General features: G+C 47.1%; 16 protein-coding genes and 1 pseudogene. 14 read left to right on the forward strand and 3 right to left on the reverse strand.

What is annotated here, in order from left to right; all coding sequences use genetic code 11:
- Window position 1 precedes the first annotated feature (1 nt).
- Window positions 2-1,630: a glycoside hydrolase family 13 protein gene (locus C173_RS20280; RefSeq protein ID WP_051478199.1), complete on the forward strand. Its 1,629-nt coding sequence runs from the start codon at window positions 2-4 to the stop codon at window positions 1,628-1,630.
- A 108-nt stretch (window positions 1,631-1,738) separates the two neighbouring features.
- On the opposite strand, the gene C173_RS20285 is transcribed toward C173_RS20280, so the two are convergent.
- Window positions 1,739-2,410, reverse strand: a complete 672-nt coding sequence (locus C173_RS20285; protein WP_051478200.1) for a PspA/IM30 family protein — start codon at window positions 2,408-2,410, stop codon at window positions 1,739-1,741.
- 62 nt (window positions 2,411-2,472) lie between these two features.
- A complete protein-coding gene (locus C173_RS20290; protein WP_036727755.1) occupies window positions 2,473-2,691 on the reverse strand; it encodes a PspC domain-containing protein in 219 nt (72 codons plus the stop codon).
- Between the two features lie 296 nt (window positions 2,692-2,987).
- Here C173_RS20290 and C173_RS20295 point away from each other — a divergent pair, with 296 nt between their 5' ends.
- Window positions 2,988-3,617 (forward strand): YfbR-like 5'-deoxynucleotidase, encoded by a 630-nt coding sequence (locus C173_RS20295; protein ID WP_036727757.1) that lies wholly within the window; start codon window positions 2,988-2,990, stop codon window positions 3,615-3,617.
- 40 nt (window positions 3,618-3,657) lie between these two features.
- Here the strand turns inward: C173_RS20295 and C173_RS20300 are convergent, their stop codons facing one another.
- Entirely contained in the window at window positions 3,658-4,290 is a 633-nt protein-coding gene (locus C173_RS20300) for a CPBP family intramembrane glutamic endopeptidase (RefSeq protein ID WP_036727758.1), read from the reverse strand.
- 197 nt (window positions 4,291-4,487) lie between these two features.
- Here C173_RS20300 and C173_RS20305 point away from each other — a divergent pair, with 197 nt between their 5' ends.
- The 12 genes and pseudogenes from C173_RS20305 to C173_RS20355 all read left to right on the forward strand — a co-directional run bounded on the left by C173_RS20305 (window position 4,488) and on the right by C173_RS20355 (window position 16,394).
- Window positions 4,488-5,225, forward strand: coding sequence for a hypothetical protein (locus C173_RS20305; protein WP_036727760.1), 738 nt, complete (start codon window positions 4,488-4,490; stop codon window positions 5,223-5,225).
- 224 nt (window positions 5,226-5,449) lie between these two features.
- Window positions 5,450-6,214 (forward strand): annotated as a pseudogene (locus tag C173_RS20310) (protein phosphatase 2C domain-containing protein).
- Window positions 6,215-6,258: 44 nt separating this feature from the next.
- Window positions 6,259-7,182, forward strand: coding sequence for an SWIM zinc finger family protein (locus tag C173_RS33770; RefSeq protein ID WP_051478201.1), 924 nt, complete (start codon window positions 6,259-6,261; stop codon window positions 7,180-7,182).
- On the forward strand, window positions 7,182-9,509 hold the full coding sequence (locus C173_RS20315; protein WP_051478202.1) for a DEAD/DEAH box helicase: 2,328 nt from the start codon (window positions 7,182-7,184) through the stop codon (window positions 9,507-9,509). Before C173_RS33770 ends, C173_RS20315 begins: the two co-directional genes overlap by 1 nt.
- Before the next feature lie 128 nt (window positions 9,510-9,637).
- Window positions 9,638-10,339, forward strand: a complete 702-nt coding sequence (gene sigK / locus C173_RS20320; RefSeq protein WP_036727762.1) for an RNA polymerase sporulation sigma factor SigK — start codon at window positions 9,638-9,640, stop codon at window positions 10,337-10,339.
- Window positions 10,340-10,783: 444 nt separating this feature from the next.
- On the forward strand, window positions 10,784-11,011 hold the full coding sequence (locus C173_RS35050; RefSeq protein ID WP_036727764.1) for a hypothetical protein: 228 nt from the start codon (window positions 10,784-10,786) through the stop codon (window positions 11,009-11,011).
- A 44-nt stretch (window positions 11,012-11,055) separates the two neighbouring features.
- Window positions 11,056-11,778: an InlB B-repeat-containing protein gene (locus C173_RS34715; protein WP_036727766.1), complete on the forward strand. Its 723-nt coding sequence runs from the start codon at window positions 11,056-11,058 to the stop codon at window positions 11,776-11,778.
- Between the two features lie 421 nt (window positions 11,779-12,199).
- The gene (locus tag C173_RS20335) at window positions 12,200-12,715 is read left to right on the forward strand and encodes a hypothetical protein (RefSeq protein WP_036727767.1); all 516 of its coding nucleotides are present in this window, start codon (window positions 12,200-12,202) and stop codon (window positions 12,713-12,715) included.
- 61 nt (window positions 12,716-12,776) lie between these two features.
- Entirely contained in the window at window positions 12,777-13,343 is a 567-nt protein-coding gene (locus tag C173_RS20340) for a phospholipase D-like domain-containing protein (protein ID WP_051478203.1), read from the forward strand.
- On the forward strand, window positions 13,331-13,885 hold the full coding sequence (locus C173_RS20345) for a hypothetical protein (RefSeq protein ID WP_036727769.1): 555 nt from the start codon (window positions 13,331-13,333) through the stop codon (window positions 13,883-13,885). Before C173_RS20340 ends, C173_RS20345 begins: the two co-directional genes overlap by 13 nt.
- 103 nt (window positions 13,886-13,988) lie before the next feature.
- On the forward strand, window positions 13,989-15,047 hold the full coding sequence (locus C173_RS32965) for a hypothetical protein (RefSeq protein ID WP_051478204.1): 1,059 nt from the start codon (window positions 13,989-13,991) through the stop codon (window positions 15,045-15,047).
- Window positions 15,048-15,233: 186 nt separating this feature from the next.
- The gene (locus C173_RS20355; RefSeq protein WP_036727771.1) at window positions 15,234-16,394 is read left to right on the forward strand and encodes a hypothetical protein; all 1,161 of its coding nucleotides are present in this window, start codon (window positions 15,234-15,236) and stop codon (window positions 16,392-16,394) included.
- Window positions 16,395-16,759: the final 365 nt, after the last annotated feature.

A 16,759-nucleotide genomic window follows, 5' to 3' on the forward strand; every position in this document is an offset into this window, starting at 1 on the left:
GTTGAACAATACAAAATGGTGGCAGACAGCTGTAATATATCAGATCTATCCCCGAAGCTTTCAAGACAGCGACGGGGATGGAATCGGCGACCTCCGGGGGATTATCAGCAGGCTGGACTATCTGGAGCAGCTTGGCATTACCGCAATCTGGCTTAGTCCGGTATACAAATCACCCAATGACGATAACGGCTATGATATCAGTGATTACCAGGATATTATGACCGAATTCGGAACCATGGATGACATGGATGAATTAATCGAGCAAGCCAAGCAGCGCAATATCCGGATTATTATGGACCTGGTCGTCAACCATACCTCGGATGAGCACCCATGGTTCATCGAAGCCCGCAAAGGAAGGGATAACCAGTACCGTGACTATTATATCTGGCGTGATCCGGTCAACGGCGGGGTTCCCAATGCCCTGCGTTCAACCTTCAGCGGGTCGGCCTGGGAGCTTGACGAAGCCAGCGGCCAGTACTTTCTGCATTTGTTCAGCCGCAGACAGCCGGATCTGAACTGGGAGAACCCCAAGGTCCGTCAAGAGGTATGGGACATGATGAATTTCTGGCTGGATAAGGGTGTCGGCGGATTCCGCATGGATGTCATTGATCTGGTCGGCAAAATTCCCGATCAGGAGATCACAGGGAATGGTCCGAAGCTGCATGAATATCTGCAGGAGATGAACCGGGAGACCTTCGGAGCGCATGATGTTCTGACGGTGGGAGAGACCTGGGGGGCGACGCCGGATGTAGCCAAGCTCTATTCCAACCCGGACCGCAAGGAGCTGTCGATGGTATTCCAGTTCGAGCACATCGGTCTGGATCAGCAGGCCGGGGGAGAGAAGTGGGATCTGAAGCCCCTGGATGTAAGCGAATTGAAGCAGGTGCTGGCGAAATGGCAGACCGAGCTGGGGAACGAGGGCTGGAACAGCCTGTTCTGGAACAATCATGATTTGCCGAGAATTGTATCGCGCTGGGGCAACGATAAGCAGTACCGTGTGCAGAGCGCCAAAATGTTCGCCATACTCCTTCACCTGATGAAGGGTACGCCTTACATTTATCAGGGCGAGGAGCTCGGAATGACCAATTATCCGATTCAGGATATCAGCGAAGCGCAGGATATTGAGGCCATCAATATGTATCATGAACGGATCGGGCAAGGCTACGCCAAGGAAGCTATCATTCATTCCATTAATGCGAAGGGGAGAGATAACGCCCGGACTCCGATGCAGTGGGATGCTACCCGTAACGGAGGATTTACAACCGGAGAGCCATGGCTGCCTGTACATCCGAATTATAAGGAAATTAATATGGAGGCGAATCTGAAGGACCCGGATTCGGTGTTCCATTGCTACCGTAAGCTGATTGAACTGCGGAAGAACAACCCGATTGTGGTATGGGGCGATTTCGAACTGGTGACCGGCGTGCCGGATCAAGTGTTCATGTACTTCCGCCGCTATGAAGGACAGACCTGGCTGGTAACGGCCAACTTCAGCGGGGAGCCCATCACACTGGAATTGCCGGAGCTGGGTCACGCCGGATTCATTATCGGCAACTACTCCAGAGATGATGTGGACTTCAAGCAGCTGCAATTACGGCCTTATGAAGCTTTTGCTGTTGTACTTGCATAGGCTAACTTGTCTAGCCCTATTTGGAACAAAGTTCATTGCACCAAAAGGATGCCTCCCTGATGAAAGGGGAGGCATCCTTATTATTATTGCTGACTATAGACCGTCAGCTTATTTGCGGTTGCGGAGGCGCTCCAGCTCGGCTTCAACCGCGCTGTTCAGCGGGGATTCAGGAGCTGCTGCGGCTGCTGCCAGCCCGGATTGCTCGGCCAGTGCTTCCTGCATGGCGATTTTGTCTTCCATCCGTTCGAAGCCGCGGGCTGCGGCACCGGCATTCAGCACCTGACCGCCGTATCCGGCCGGGGAGCATGATGCGCTGGCCTGTGCAGACTGCTTGATCTCCGCAGCTTTGCGGGCACGTTCAGCCAGCTCGGCTCTTTTGGCTTTGAGGCGCGTATGTTCTTCCTTAACACCGGCAAGCTGTACCTCCAGCGAGGAAAGTGCTGCCTGTGTCTCTTGAAGTCCGGCGGTGCATTCCTGTCCGCTCTCTGTGTAGCGGAGCTTAGCCATTACCGCAGTGCGGGCAGCGGGTTCATTACCCTCGCTCATGAACTGGACTGCTTCCGATTCACTGCGCTCTGCTAGCACCTTGTATTCGTAGATCCGGCGCTCCAGCACACTGGCTGCTGCCTTAAGTTCACGCTGTTTGCCTTCGGCGCCTGCGATTTTATCCTCCAGATCCCGCAGGTATTGGCCGGTCAGCAGGATCGGATCTTCCAGCTTGTTCAGTCCTTCGTGAATGGCAGCCTTCGTTAACGTGGTGATTCTTTGGAATATACTCATAATAATGATCTCCTTTTTATGTGGGTTGGTTAAGGTATGACGCAAGTATTTAATAGAAGGAATTAGTAGTTGAAGCCATCATCGAAGCCGCCGTAGGATTCCTGGGGAACAATTAGGCTGCCGATAATATACAGAAAGACTACAGTGCCGAAGCTGAATATCGTAGCGATAGCAACAATCAATCTTACAAGGGTTGCATCAACTTTGAAATAGCGGGCCAGTCCTCCGCATAAACCGGTGAGTTTCTTGTCTGTTACGGAGCGGGTTAATTTTTTATTCATAATATATCTTCCTCTCATATTAGATGACCGCCTGTGTGGCGTGTTCATTTCCGTTGTCTATGTATGTATTGTACGTAATTATTCATTCTGGCAAAACGGCCTGCAGACTGTTCTTGAATCCCGACCTTAGTCGGGGATGCGGACCGCAATAGGGCGGGGAGAGGCTGGGAAATAACGTTAGATGCGCGTAGCCGTGCGGATTTTACACAATGGTGTGCTGAGGTTCATCCGGGGTTAACACTGGAGGATTAGACTGAACTCTAGCGTAGCCTAACTAACATACGGGAGGACTAGCCATGGGAATTCACAAGTATTTTCGCTCACTGAATGAGCTGGAGCGCATTATCCGCTGTCCGGGAAAATTCAAATTCGAGGAGCATAGCGTTGCGGCCCATTCCTGGAAGGTCGTGCAATACGCGAAGACGCTGGCGGATATTGAAGAGAAGCACGGCGCGGTGATCGACTGGAAGAAGCTGTACGAGATCACGAGCAGCCATGATTACGGAGAGATTTTTATCGGGGATATCAAAACGCCGGTGAAGCACTCCTCGCTCCAGCTCAGATCATTGATCCAGCAGGTGGAGGAGGGCATGATCGACAACTTCATCAAGGAGCATATTCCGGACGAATTCAAAAGCATCTTCTACCAGCAGCTGCGCGAAGGCAAGGACGAGTCGCTAGAAGGTTTGATTCTGGAGGTTGCGGATAAGATGGATCAGGTGTATGAGGCCTTCGCCGAGCTGCAAAGAGGGAACACGGAGAAGGAATTTGTGGTGATGTACCGCAATGCGCTGATCAAGATCAAACATATTGACCTTAAGTGTGTCGAGTATTTCCTGGCAGAGATTCTGCCGGACATGGTGAACGAGGAGACACTGTCTCCGATTGATATCAGACAGATTACGGAAGAGGCGCTGGCTCTGTAGATGAGCTGTGGCTCTTTTTTCATACATATATAGTTATACGTCAGGCCTGTAGGTGCTTGCTTGCGGAGGCCCGGGCATACAGCACGGCTGATCCGTTAAAAGCAATATGGAGCGGAATCGTCAGCATGATAGACCCGGTAACTTGTGCGATTAGCCCAAAGAATATTCCCGCGCTAAAAGCAAAGAGCATAAACCTGACGCTCTCGCGGTTCAGCTTGTAATACTGCAAATGGGAGACCGCAAACAGCAGTGAGGTAAGGAGGATCGCCCCGCTGACATCAATGATGGAAGTGGAATGCAGCTGACCGAGTACCGGATGGTGCGCAAGTATCGGCAGGATAAGTCCCCGGAAGGCGATCTCCTCAAAGACAGGGAAGCACAGCACGAAGTTGACCGTATTATAAGTTCCCACTGGATTATAGCCGGAGGATCGGGAGATGATCAGGTTCACAAGCAGAATAATAAGGAACAGCGGGAGCACTCTCATTACTTGCTGCGGGGCGCCAAACGTATAACTGTTGCTCCAGAGAACGCTCCCAGCAATCATGGCAGCTCCCCAATAATAAATCGTAAACCGCGCTTGCTGTTTAGAGATAACCCCGAGTATCCCCTCGAAGATTCTATATGAAAAAGACAGCAGTGCAGCAATAACGCATGATCCCAGCAACAGCATAGGTGGTGCCCCCTCAGAGATAGTCGAAGTGTAAGTATGGATGGTAAGTCTGTGTCAGAATGTAAGTGTATCTATTCTTGCAGCATTGCAGTTAGAAAGCAATTACAAATCTTATAACAATGTAGGAGATGAATGTTACGGCAGGAAGATCGGTGGAAATGATACGATAAAGGAAAAATAAGGATGGTGCATCACTTTTGCAGTATTTCAATCTTATTCCGTTCTCTACTACGCTGTTCTGGTTCAGTGTTCTGCTCCTGATCGTATGGGCTGTAGACTTCCTGCAGGGCGACTCCGCTGTTCAGCTTCCAGCGGACAGCCGCAGGGAACGGACCAAATTCATACTTGCGGATATTCTAATTTTTGCCGGGATTAACAGCTTGCTATTGTATGTACTTCATCCTCTGAGCAATCCGCTGCTGATTTCGCTGGTTGCTGCGGGATTGCTCGTTACGTATTTTATGACCTCCGGTATGCGCAAGCGCCTCTCCCCATACCAGCCTTGGATCTTGCTGATCCATGTGGTGCTTGGCATAAGCTTCTACCTGCTGTTTGGCATGCTGCTGATGAGCAGGCTGATTGTCACGTATAATCTTAACATGACGAATCAGTTCGATATACTCTATTTCGTCTATGGACAGGACCGGGAGGTGGTGTACGTGCTATTGCTGATTATGACTGCTCTCTATTTCGTAATCGGCAAGCTGCTGATGCGGCCACTTTACAACTGGTATGCAGAGAACTATTACCAGGCTTCGAGGATGAACATTAAGCTGGTTGGGGGAGAGTTTCTGAACGGAGTGTATATTCTGCGGGACACGGATAGAGGATTCCTGTCCGCAAGCGACAGTCTGAATCCGGGGCCGGACGCCAGGCTCTATAGGATCAGCCGGGAGAAGATAGAGTATATGGAGAGAGCCGGCAGTGTAAGCTGATCTGAATAGGTGATGCGAAGATAGCCCCCAGGCCGTATGGACGGTCCGGGGGCTATTTGCTGTGATCATAGTTGCTTGCAGCTAATAACGGCTTCTTGGGTGCAGGCTTAACGCAGGAAGCGTATAAGTATATAATACTAGAAATACAAAACCGTGTAATCACGGGCAGGAGGAGCAGGATGAAACAGGGGATTCATAAATTTAGCTGGGTGGGCAGTGATGAGATGTATTTGGATCATCCAACTACATATGCGCATAAAAGTGTGGTGATCGGCCGTTACGGCGGGAACACTGCGGCCGGTGCCGACAAAAATGAAGATGGAGCCTACGTATTAAGTGAGCCGGACGGTGGTTGGGAGTGGGTAATGCTCCTGGATGCGCATCATACGGCAGAAAGCGCGGAGCTGCTGATTCGCACAATCGACAATGAAGCTGATGAGATTATCAGGCTGCTGTCGCTGTCGGTTCAGCGGGCGTTCCAGGCGCTGGAGGAATTTCTGTTGTCTATTTTCACATCTGAGACGTTCATCAGCGAGTGCAAGCAAGTTACAGGGGAAACGGCTTGCCTAATCTGCGTGCGGATGGAGAATTATCTCTGGTGATTCTCCGTAGGGGATAACTCGCTCTATGTACTCCACCCTGAGCTGGCTGCCCGCGGGCAATATCTGCTGAACCAGCGCAATTACTACGAATGGATCGGCTTCGTCAACACCTTCGCCCAGCCCATCGCCTGTTACTCTTCAGGCATCCGTGAGCTGCGGCAGGGCCGTAACGTGCTCGTGTTAACGACGGACGGTCTTTTGGAGGTTGGGGCAAGGGTAATGGAGGACCCGCGCAGGCTTTATCTTGCTTTTACAGGTGATGAGAATCTGGAGGGATGTGTGCACAAGGTATTAGAGGATGTACATGAGCAGTTAGGCCGGGACAGTGCTACGGTTGTTGCCTGGAGTTATGATAATAGTAGAGAAGCGGCGATGCCGAGTGATTAGCTATAAATGATGAAGATGAATTTTATATTGAGAAGGTGCTTAATATGAAGATTACAATGAGAACAATTAGAGATTTTTGCGGAACTGACTTTTATAACCGGGGGAAGTCTTATTATGAACAGGGGTGTGTCCGCAGCCTTACCTTCTATCCGGATGATAGCAGCTATGGTGCACAGGTGAAGGGAAGAAAGGTATATGAGGTAAATATTGATATTTATGACCGTACCGATACCTTCAAAGCAGACTGTTCTTGTCCTGCCTATGAGAACTATGGCTGCTGTAAACATGTGGCGGCAACACTTATTGCTATACATATGCAGCAGATTAAGGAGCCTACCGATGCAACAGCTGCTCCATTCAGACGCGTAAACAAGTCTAAATACAACCAGATGGAGCAGCTTATTTCTTCTTTTCAGAAATCAGTTCTTACCCGTGAGAGTGAGCCTGTGCTATTCGGTCATGCAGAGTCGCTGCAGTTCGAGTTCACGCTTATCGTTCATGGTGGTTACAATAGCAATCCGCATTTCTCCGTTGAAATGCGTGTGGGAATCAAACGTCTGTATGTAGTGTCCAAAATAAACGAGTTTCTAGAGTATTTCGAGCAGCGTAAGCCATTATACTTTAAGAGTATATTTACCTTTGATTCTGAAAACCAGCACATTAATCCTGAGGATATGAAATTCCTTGAACTGTTGCTTCTAATGAAAAACACTGAGAAGATTTATAGAAATGATCTCCCCAGCTATCATAATAACTCCTTAAAGGACGGGAAAACAATTGTCGTCACCCCGCTGGCCTGGGACAAGCTTAAACTGCTTTTTCCGGAGGTGAATGTCATTATGGGGCGATCGGGGAACCCGGGAATTCGGGCTGAGCTTGCAGGAGAGGCACCTCCGCTTGAATTTACGAGATTGGACCAGGGCAGAAGAAGGACTACGTTCTGTCAGCTTCAGCACTGGATAAGCTGATGTTGTTTCCAGACTACTCCACTATGATCATGAACGGGAAGATATATTCAATAAACAGTGATGTTATAAGCATGATTTCACTATTAAGGCAGCAGTTTGCGGCATCGCAGAACATTGAGATTGCTCCCGAACAAATCGAAGCGGTCGTACAGCAGGTGCTGCCAGCCTTAAGAAAGCTGGGGAAAGTAAGTGTGGAACAGGCAGTAAGCGAGAGAATTGTGGAGCCTGAACTGCAGGCTAAGCTGTATCTGGATTATGCGGACGGCACCTTAACGTTTCGGCTGGAATTTCATTATGAGGAGATTGTGATTAATCCGCTGGAAGAGAATAGCGTGGATGAAGTGCACAAGGAGAAGATCCTGATCCGAAATATGCAGCGGGAAAATAAGATCGTTGATATTCTGGACAACTCTCCGCTTAGACGGGAACGGCAGCACTGGGTTTCCGTAAGTGAACCGGTCATCTATGAGGCGTTATATGAGCTTGTGCCGGTTTTGGAAGAGGTTGCCGAGCTGTTTGTCACCCCGGCTGTTCAGAGACTTGTGCTGGAGCGTAAAGCTTACCCCAAAGTGAAAGCGGAGCTGAGCGAAGGTCTGGATTGGTTGGATATCTCTTTTGAGCTGGAAGGCTTGAATGAGGAGGAGACTGTTCGGGTCATGCAGGCGATTGTGGAGAAAAGGAAGTATGTCCGCCTGCGCAGCGGGGCTTTTCTGCCCATTGCAGTGGACAGCTTCAGCGAATTCGGCACCGTTGCCGAACGGCTGAATCTTAGGCAAAAGGATCTTAAACACTCGGTAATCCGCCTGCCCTCCGTACAAGCTCTTCAGCTTCCAGAGCGGGGCCATGGCTTCAAGGATACAAAGTGGGGCAAGTCGCTCCGGGAATTCCTGGACCAGCTGCGGGAACCGGACAGTCTGGAATTCGAGCTGCCCGCTGAGCTGAAGCCGGTTCTCCGGGATTATCAGGCCAGAGGCTTCCAGTGGATGAAGACGTTGTCGAAGTTCAGGTTCGGCGGAATTCTGGCAGATGATATGGGCCTCGGCAAGACAATTCAGAGCATTGCTTATATCTGCTCCGAGCTGGCTGAGATGCCGCTTAAGGTACAAGGGAAAACTCCGGTGCTGATTCTGTGTCCGGCATCCTTAACCTATAACTGGAGCCATGAGTTCGCCCGGTTTGCACCAGCAGTCAACGTACTGGTGGCGGCAGGGCAGAAGGAGGAGCGCAGTGGACTGCTGGAGGGAAAGGCCGTAGAAGAAGCGGATGTGATTATTACCTCGTACCCTCTTCTCCGCAGGGATATTGATCTGTATTCCGGTATAACCTTTCATGCGTTAATTCTGGATGAAGCCCAGGCGATCAAAAACTCAGCCTCCCAAACTGCCCAAGCGGTTAAATCGCTTAAGGCTGCACGGAAATTCGCTCTGACGGGCACACCGATTGAGAATTCGGTGGATGAGCTGGAAGCTATTTTCAGCACAGTCTTCCCGGCGCTGTTCACCGGACGATTGACCTTCAAGGAGCTGCCCGCCGGACGTATCGCCAGCATCGTGTCCCCCTTTATTCTGCGGCGGCTCAAAAAAGAGGTTCTGGAGGAGCTGCCAGACCGCATTGATACTGTACAGCACACAGAGCTGCTGGACGAGCAGAAACAGGTATATCTCGCATACTTAGCGAGGCTCCGTGACGATACCGAACAGGATCTGCTTGCGGACGGATTTCACAAGAGCCGGATGAAGATTCTGGCGGGCATCACCCGCTTACGGCAGATCTGCTGCCATCCTTCGCTGTTCATTGAGAACTATGCGGGCGGCTCCGGCAAGCTGGAGCAATTACTGGAGACGGTGCAAGAATGCCGTGATTCAGGCCGCAGAATGCTGGTGTTCTCGCAATTCTCCAGCATGTTAGCGCTGATCCGGCAGCGCCTGGAAGAAGCGGGAGTTCAGCCTTTATATCTGGACGGCTCGACTCCGGGCAAGGAGCGGGTGGAGCTGTGCAAGCTTTTTAATGAAGGGCCAGGTGAAGTGTTCCTGATCTCGCTTAAGGCGGGCGGAACAGGGCTGAATCTGACTGGAGCGGACACGGTGATTCTGTACGATCTGTGGTGGAATCCGGCAGTGGAGGAGCAAGCCATCGGCCGGGCACACCGGATGGGGCAACGGAATGTGGTCCAGGTGATCCGGTTGATCACCGAAGGTTCCATCGAGGAGAAGATGCTGGAGCTGCAGCAACGCAAGAAAGGTCTCATCGAAGAGATCATCGAAGCTGGCGAGAACAAGACGACCCGGCTGTCGGAAGAAGATATCCGCGAGTTGCTCCGGGTGTAGGAGGCCCGTACCTATTTTCCCCGTACATGCACTTCTAGGCACCTACCCACATACAATAAAAGGACCATGAACCCGTTGTTCTCCTAACTGATCGGTTTCATTGTACATGTGCGGGAGGTGTCGCCAAGTTGCCTGGAATCATAAGCACGATTGCGCTGCTGATCAAAGAACTGACGCTGCTGGTATCTTACGTAAGGAACAACGCTTTTCCCCAGCCTCTATCGGAGCAGGATGAGAGCAAATACTTAGGCATGATGGCCGAGGGAGATGCCAAGGCACGGAACCTGCTGATCGAGCATAACCTGCGGCTGGTTGCCCATATAGTGAAGAAATTCGACAACACCGGCGAAGACATGGAGGACCTGATCTCCATCGGCACCATCGGGTTGATCAAGGCCATCGAGAGCTACCGCCCGAACAAGGGCACTAAGCTGGCTACTTTTGCCGCCCGTTGTATCGAGAATGAGATCCTGATGCACCTCCGGTCGCTGAAAAAGACCCGCAAGGACGTATCCCTCCACGATCCAATCGGAACGGATAAGGAAGGCAACGAGATCACCCTGATCGATATCCTCGGCTCGGAAGCGGATGATGTGATTAAGGAAGTGGATCTGAAAATTGAGAAGAGCAAGATCTATCGGAATCTGAATATCCTGGATGACCGGGAGAAGGAAGTTGTGGTCGGCCGCTTCGGCCTGGACACCGGCGGGGAAGAGCGGACGCAGCGGGAGATTGCGAAGGAGCTGGGGATCTCGCGGAGTTATGTGTCGCGGATTGAGAAAAGAGCGCTGATGAAGCTGTATCATGAGTTTTATAAGGTAAAGCGGTGAGCAACATGTGAATAACTAAAATTAATATTCTTTGAAATAAATTGTATAGTGAGCGACTTGTCTACGGATGAGTTGCTTTTTTATTCTTGCTATAGGAAATGGAATTTAGAAAATACTATTTCATTAGTAGAGAAGAGCAATTGAATGACATACAAAGATATATATGGTCTCCATATTCAGTTACTACAATCATATGAGAAATATAACAAAGATATACGAGAAGGGCGGAAAACATTAAATGTGTAGTATTCTTAAACATCTATATAAGTTGAATCAAAGTTCTTAGCAAACCTTGACAAGGAAAAACGAACCATTTGTCGAATAAGAAACAAATCTAAAAAACGGACAAGTGGGGAACGTCATGGACAAGCATACCGAACTGGAAAAAGTAACTAACAGTCACTATGGAAGGGCAAGGCACAACATTCCCCACGGTCGGCACATATGATTACGATGATGGAGCATGGATATCTGTATCGACTCAGGACACAGTGCCAGGCTTTTAATTTGAAAAATGTGAAGATGGACAGTGACAAGGTAGCGATTGCATATTTCAAGCAAATGGCACCGCAGCCTGTGGAATACACATTGACCGTCGATCAAGTTGGTACGGGAACAGTAGCCCCTTATGCTGCTGTGACTTTGACAAAATTCCTGAGTTTGAAACGTTAAACCTGACTGCTAGTCCCTCGCTAGGATACAAATTCGAGAAATGGATGATCAACGGTATTGAGATGGGAAGCCCGACTATTAGCGTATTTATGGATCGGGACATGGACGCTATTGCATACTTCTCTCCTATCTCTGTTATGCCGAAGCAATTTGAACTGGTCGTAGAGGTCGTAGGTCAAGGCAAAATCGATGTTACAAACGATCAAACAACTGTCGTATATCAAGATGTGCAGGGAACAGTCGGACAATTTAATGAGGGCAGCAAGGTAGATGCAGTAATGAGTCCAGGTCAGGGGTATGCCTTCTCAAAATGGGTGCTAAATGATCTAGAAGTATCCGACCAGTCGCTTCAATTCATCATGGATGAGGATAAGCTCGTACAAGCTTATTTCGAACCTGTCATTGTTCATCCCGATCCGAAAGGCTCGATAACGGTCGAGTTTGTTGATCAAGATACGAACAGTAAAGTTAAAGCGGATGTCACACTAACTGACTTGCCATTAGGAAACCAATCGTATACAGCGGACTCGATAATCGGGATATACAAGTTAATCGGTGATGCGGTCAAACAAGTGGTGCTGTCAGCCACAGAGCCGTTCAAAAGGTTGCCCTTTTTTTATAAACAGGAAGCCGTTATTCCGACACCGACACCATCGCCAAATCCAGAGCCAGAAGTACCAGAAGTTCCACGGAGTCCAGAGCCTACACCAACGCCCGAGCCAAGTCCTGAACCAAGTCCCAAGCCAACACCAAGCCAGAAATACTAGTCAAACCAGAAACACCACAGAGTTCAGAGCCAACGACGAAGCCTGAACCAACACCAGAGCCAGTACCGACTCCCGAAAATAAACCTACTCATTCTTTGACTCGTTCGGTGATAAGATTGATGCCGGAATTGGAGTAGACATTGACTCGAATACCGATTTTGGTCGAAGAGCATCTTTTGACGAGCCAGAGATACCCAATGACCATTTCAGTCCTGCAGATGCTGAGCCTGAACAGCCAGTAGCTGCCATCGCAGTCGATTCATCAACCAGCGAAGACCTCCCCGCGGCAGAGTCAGACCATAAGGAACCTGTTGGAGTAAGCATCTACACAGATGAAGAGCCAGAAGAAAAAAAAGATTTCGAAGCCAAGGAGACCGTAGCCGAGAGCAGCGCAAAGCTATTTGCCGAGACGAGAGTGGTAATGGAAGCAATTGAATATACAGCACCTCTTCCGGACAATATCGCAGAATCGCCATTAGAGCAACCCGATATGTTGGATGAAGTTGAAGCTTCTCCGTTGTTGCCTGTTATCGAGCAATTAGAAGCCGAATATATCGATCAGACCGCAGCGATCAAAGAGAAAGTTGTTGAGGTAGACAAAGTAACGACCGCTGACCGAGCTGGTAAAGCGGTGAACTGGACAATTCAGACCTTTGTTGTAGCACCAGTAAAGGGGTTATTCAAAGCCCTGCATAATGGGGTCATCAGTCTCTTTGGATTCTTCGGCAGTATCCTGAAATTCCTCGTGATCAGCGCGGTTGCAACGGTAGGACTCTACATCGTAATGGCACATTACTCGGATACTGGTCTTTCGGCGTATGAAATGGCGATGCAGCATTATGAAGCGGTAAAGGGAGTTGTAGTGAAACTCTATAAGGACATATCCTCTGAGGTCAGAGGTGAGGGAGTGGAAGTAACATCCATATCAAATAAATAGCTTGACATTGTACTCAAAGGGGTTACTCTTTTAGTATAAAATTGTAAGGAGTTGGATTTGAATGAGTAGAACCACGATAATCCCATTAATCCCAGGGCAGATTGATATTGTCACTTCGAAAGGGGAATACAACTTTCAAGAGGTATTGGACGATTTCCCCAATGCAGAGAGAATATTCGTAACAACATACAACATTTCAGCACGTCGTAAGGAACTGCTTCGTGCACTTGAAGATGCGACTTCCCATGCCGAGGTTCGTATCATTACGAATATCCCTGACCGATATGAGAGGTACTATGGAGACGCACCACGTGAACGTGCATCAGAAAGTATTGATCGCTATACACAACGCCTTGATCCATCGAACATTGATAACTTAGCTACATCCTTCAATTTCAGTAATCATTCCAAAGTGATTATGACGGATAATATCGCTTATATTGGTTCGGCCAACTATTCCGAAGAGAGCAAACAAAGCAGGGAAACGGGGTTCTTTGTCCGAGGACAGGATTTGGTAAGTATTATCAGAGAGAGTATTGTCCCTATCTTAATCAATGAAGGTATTCCTTACTTCGGAAGCATGTTGGATGATAAGAAAATCCTCCTTTCTTCCTGTTGTCAAGGTTAGAGGGGGCAGCTGCTGTTATTCGTGACGGACTTTTTACGTTTGTAGGTTATCCATATGAGGATCAGGAAATCTACAACATTCACGATCCTTATTTGAAGGTAAGCGATTTAGCGAGTTTACTAGATGTGCTTGATGAAATCGAAGGTGAACTCGATAATGAGTTCCGAGAGGTCGCAGGTTTGGAAAACGTAGCGAATCTTGTTGACATGGATTCTATTACTTCAATCCGTGATCTTTGTGATTATGGTAAACCAATCTATGAACTTGCTGAATTTGATACAGTTGAGTATGCGTCCGATTTACTATCTGAGCAGATGGTTCATAACGAAGACATGAATGATGTTTCACAAGATGCAGTAGATAAGGCTGCTGAACGTCGATATGACTTAGCTGAAGTAGCAGAAGATCCAGTAAACGAGCTATATAACTATTTGGAACAAGTGAAAAATTCATTCCATGCAGCTGTAAACGAAATAAATCGGCTTGAGGATCAGCAGGCAAAAATCGATAATACCAGCCATTATTATAAGCTTAAGACTTAGCTCAAGGGGGCTAATCGGAATGAAAGCATCACCAAAACTCTATCAAGCAATTCTTTGTTGTACTAGAAATGTAAACTACATTATTAGCATGGAGGTATGTTGAATGCCACTAGTTGCAACTTCTAAACTTGCACCACCACAAGATTGGAAAGAATTTGAGTCACTGACTCGTGATGCGTTAAGTGAAAAGTGGAGTTCTCCTGACTTAGAAATGAACGGGAGGCAAGGACAAGACCAAGCTGGCGTTGATATATTCGGAGAAAACCATAAAGGTGAGTTTGTTGGAGTTCAATGTAAGAATACAGAAAACTTGAACCTTCAAACAATAATTGATGAAGCACAAAAGGCAGAATCCTTTAAACCTGCTATTAATGCTTATTACGTTGCCACTACAGGTAAAAGGGATAGTGTATTACAAGAGTCAGTACGATTAGAGAATATAAAAAGAAAAGCGTCTGGAACGTTTAGTATTCAAATATTATTTTGGGATGACATTCAATCAGAGTTAGCTAAAAACACTATGCTCTTTCAAAAATACTACAGTCAATTTATGACACAGCTACCTCAAGAATCGATTGTAAAAGGAAATCGGATGGTAAGTGCGCTTGATCTTGGGTTCTATGGATTGAATGTTAGGGGTATAATGGGGATTTCATTTGGATTGTTTGGTTGTACCGATAAAGATATTAGGGAGTTTTACTCGATGCTTGAATTAATAGAGGAAGCTCTTTCAGTGATTGCAAATACGGAACAGCTACCGAAAAGAATTGAGGCTCTTAATAATTTCAAGAAAGAAATTAATGCCATAGTTGATGGGAAGATTAAAAAGTGGAAAGAAGCTAACGAGTTGGCTGAGGTCTTAGAAGATTCAATTAGAAATTTGACAAGATGGTTAGAGCCGAATGAGGTTAAAATTTTCGGAATAGGTGCTCAGATGGGGACTTGGGATTATTACACTTATTATCATTATGAATCTTATAGTAGGGAAGGTCTTGATAAACTTTCTAAGCGAATCAACGATTTACTACAGCTAGAAAAATTACCGGATGAAATCGAAAATTATATTCATGACTATCTTGATCCAGATAGTGAAATAGGCAAGGTGAGTAATGCACCAACAAGAACGTTTAATTGGGTAAGACAACATTACATGACTACTTGATCTGTATTATATTGTTATTTACTCTATGGGGGTTACTTTGAATATTATTTTAATGAAGCTTTTCGATGGCTACGTTCGCAACTATCATACATACTTTATTTATAGTGGGTGTAAATTGAGACACGATCCTTAATGGGATAAGATAAGAGAAATGTAGGTTCCTTACTGAAAGAGGTGTGCGGCAAAATGGATGATTTAGAATTCTATGAGCAGTGTATTCAGCGATATGCAGAAAGCCAAAGATTGGACTTAGCCGGAGCAGCGGCTTTTTTACAAGACAAGTTGCAGAACGAAACCGATAGTATAACACGGTTGATTTCGGTAAGAAAGCAGATGCTTACGCCGGAAGACCATAATTTGGTTCATCTAGTTGGTAATAATTTTCCTACTCTAATTGGTGATGATAATTCTGCACTTACCAGTATATTAGGAGAGATTTTTAAGGCTAGTCGCATTTATCATCAAGTTAAATCTTTTGAGGAGTATAATCCCTCACAGCCAATTTTTCAGGCGCACCCAGAGCTTTATGATAAGCTCAGAAAGAAGTCGAACGGAAATCCTGATCTAGAGTTAATTCGATTAGATGCAGTTGGATATAAACCGATTCCCGATTTACCAAAACACAGAACTTGTAAGTACAAAGACTCTTTTCTTCTTATTGATAGATACCTCAACTCAATGGTTCCTTCTTATTTAATACATAAATATGGCACCAAAAAATTATACATTCGAGTCGATCCACACATTGTATCTAAAAAGGCACCGCCACTATCATTAGAAGAAGAGTTTATTCAACCCCCTAACCCGTATTGGATCGAACGATTAATAATTCATCCTGATCAACATGAAGGTAGCGAGTTGTTTTTACCAGAATATACTGCTGAAGATATACAAGGAGATGAATGGAAACGAAAGCAGTGGTGGGAATACCAAATTGATGGCATTCGTAAATTACAAATTGTAGCCACGATGAAGAATGAAGGCAACCAGAAACATTTCAGCATGTCACTAGAGGAACTTTCCGAAGAATCAATTGGTGACGGGATGCTGATTGGAAGAATGATTCACTTGGATGCAATGGATTCGTATGACACACCATTCGATCAGGTGAGACTTAATCATTTGGATCTTGCGATTAACATTTATACAGGGGACAGTATCGAAGAGCGAATGAATTCTACCTTGACCAAAGGCAAGCGAATTACAGACGCGAATTATCGCACTCATCTGATTCGAGCTGACGACATTATGTTCTCCGACCTGCTCGTGATAACCCAAATCTTTTTTCAATCAAAGACAATGGTTAAGGAATGGATTGATAGTCAGTTTCAGTTCCGTTCCGAGTAATGCTTACAAGGTGCAGGGAAAATCTGCACCTCTTTTCTTGTTTGCGTGCCCAGAGGCACGCATTACCTAGTTGGTGAAAGTCCAACCAAAGGAGGGACCAAGCCACCTTTGTAGCTAGGATGCTTGCGCATGGCGAAATCTGTGTGTAAAAGCGCATCGACAAAAGTACCAGTCAGAGACTGGGCGAGCAACAATCCAGGCCGCAACATGAAGTGAATCTTGCCGCGTCGTCAAAAAGGCCCTGCGAAGGGGAAGAGAGGATGCCGAGTCTCGAAACAATAGACGAAGGCCAAGGAAACTGTTCAGAACTTGGAACAGCAGTGAAGAATCCTCCGGCGTATAGGGAACGGCATGGATTGAAAGAT

Source organism: Paenibacillus sp. FSL R7-277, assembly GCF_000517965.1.
Taxonomy (GTDB): Bacteria; Bacillota; Bacilli; order Paenibacillales; family Paenibacillaceae; genus Paenibacillus_AQ; species Paenibacillus_AQ silagei.

Bases quoted from the DNA above. Each gene is read 5' to 3' on its own strand.
- C173_RS20355 (WP_036727771.1), top strand. From the start codon at position 15,234: ATGGATGATTTAGAATTCTATGAGCAGTGTATTCAGCGATATGCAGAA.
- C173_RS35050 (WP_036727764.1), top strand. From the start codon at position 10,784: ATGATTACGATGATGGAGCATGGATATCTGTATCGACTCAGGACACAG.
- C173_RS20290 (WP_036727755.1), bottom strand. From the start codon at position 2,691: ATGAATAAAAAATTAACCCGCTCCGTAACAGACAAGAAACTCACCGGT.
- C173_RS20335 (WP_036727767.1), top strand. From the start codon at position 12,200: ATGGAAGCAATTGAATATACAGCACCTCTTCCGGACAATATCGCAGAA.
- C173_RS20300 (WP_036727758.1), bottom strand. From the start codon at position 4,290: ATGCTGTTGCTGGGATCATGCGTTATTGCTGCACTGCTGTCTTTTTCA.
- C173_RS20295 (WP_036727757.1), top strand. From the start codon at position 2,988: ATGGGAATTCACAAGTATTTTCGCTCACTGAATGAGCTGGAGCGCATT.
- C173_RS20340 (WP_051478203.1), top strand. From the start codon at position 12,777: ATGAGTAGAACCACGATAATCCCATTAATCCCAGGGCAGATTGATATT.
- C173_RS33770 (WP_051478201.1), top strand. From the start codon at position 6,259: ATGAAGATTACAATGAGAACAATTAGAGATTTTTGCGGAACTGACTTT.
- C173_RS20315 (WP_051478202.1), top strand. From the start codon at position 7,182: ATGTTGTTTCCAGACTACTCCACTATGATCATGAACGGGAAGATATAT.
- C173_RS34715 (WP_036727766.1), top strand. From the start codon at position 11,056: ATGATCAACGGTATTGAGATGGGAAGCCCGACTATTAGCGTATTTATG.
- C173_RS32965 (WP_051478204.1), top strand. From the start codon at position 13,989: ATGCCACTAGTTGCAACTTCTAAACTTGCACCACCACAAGATTGGAAA.
- C173_RS20285 (WP_051478200.1), bottom strand. From the start codon at position 2,410: ATGAGTATATTCCAAAGAATCACCACGTTAACGAAGGCTGCCATTCAC.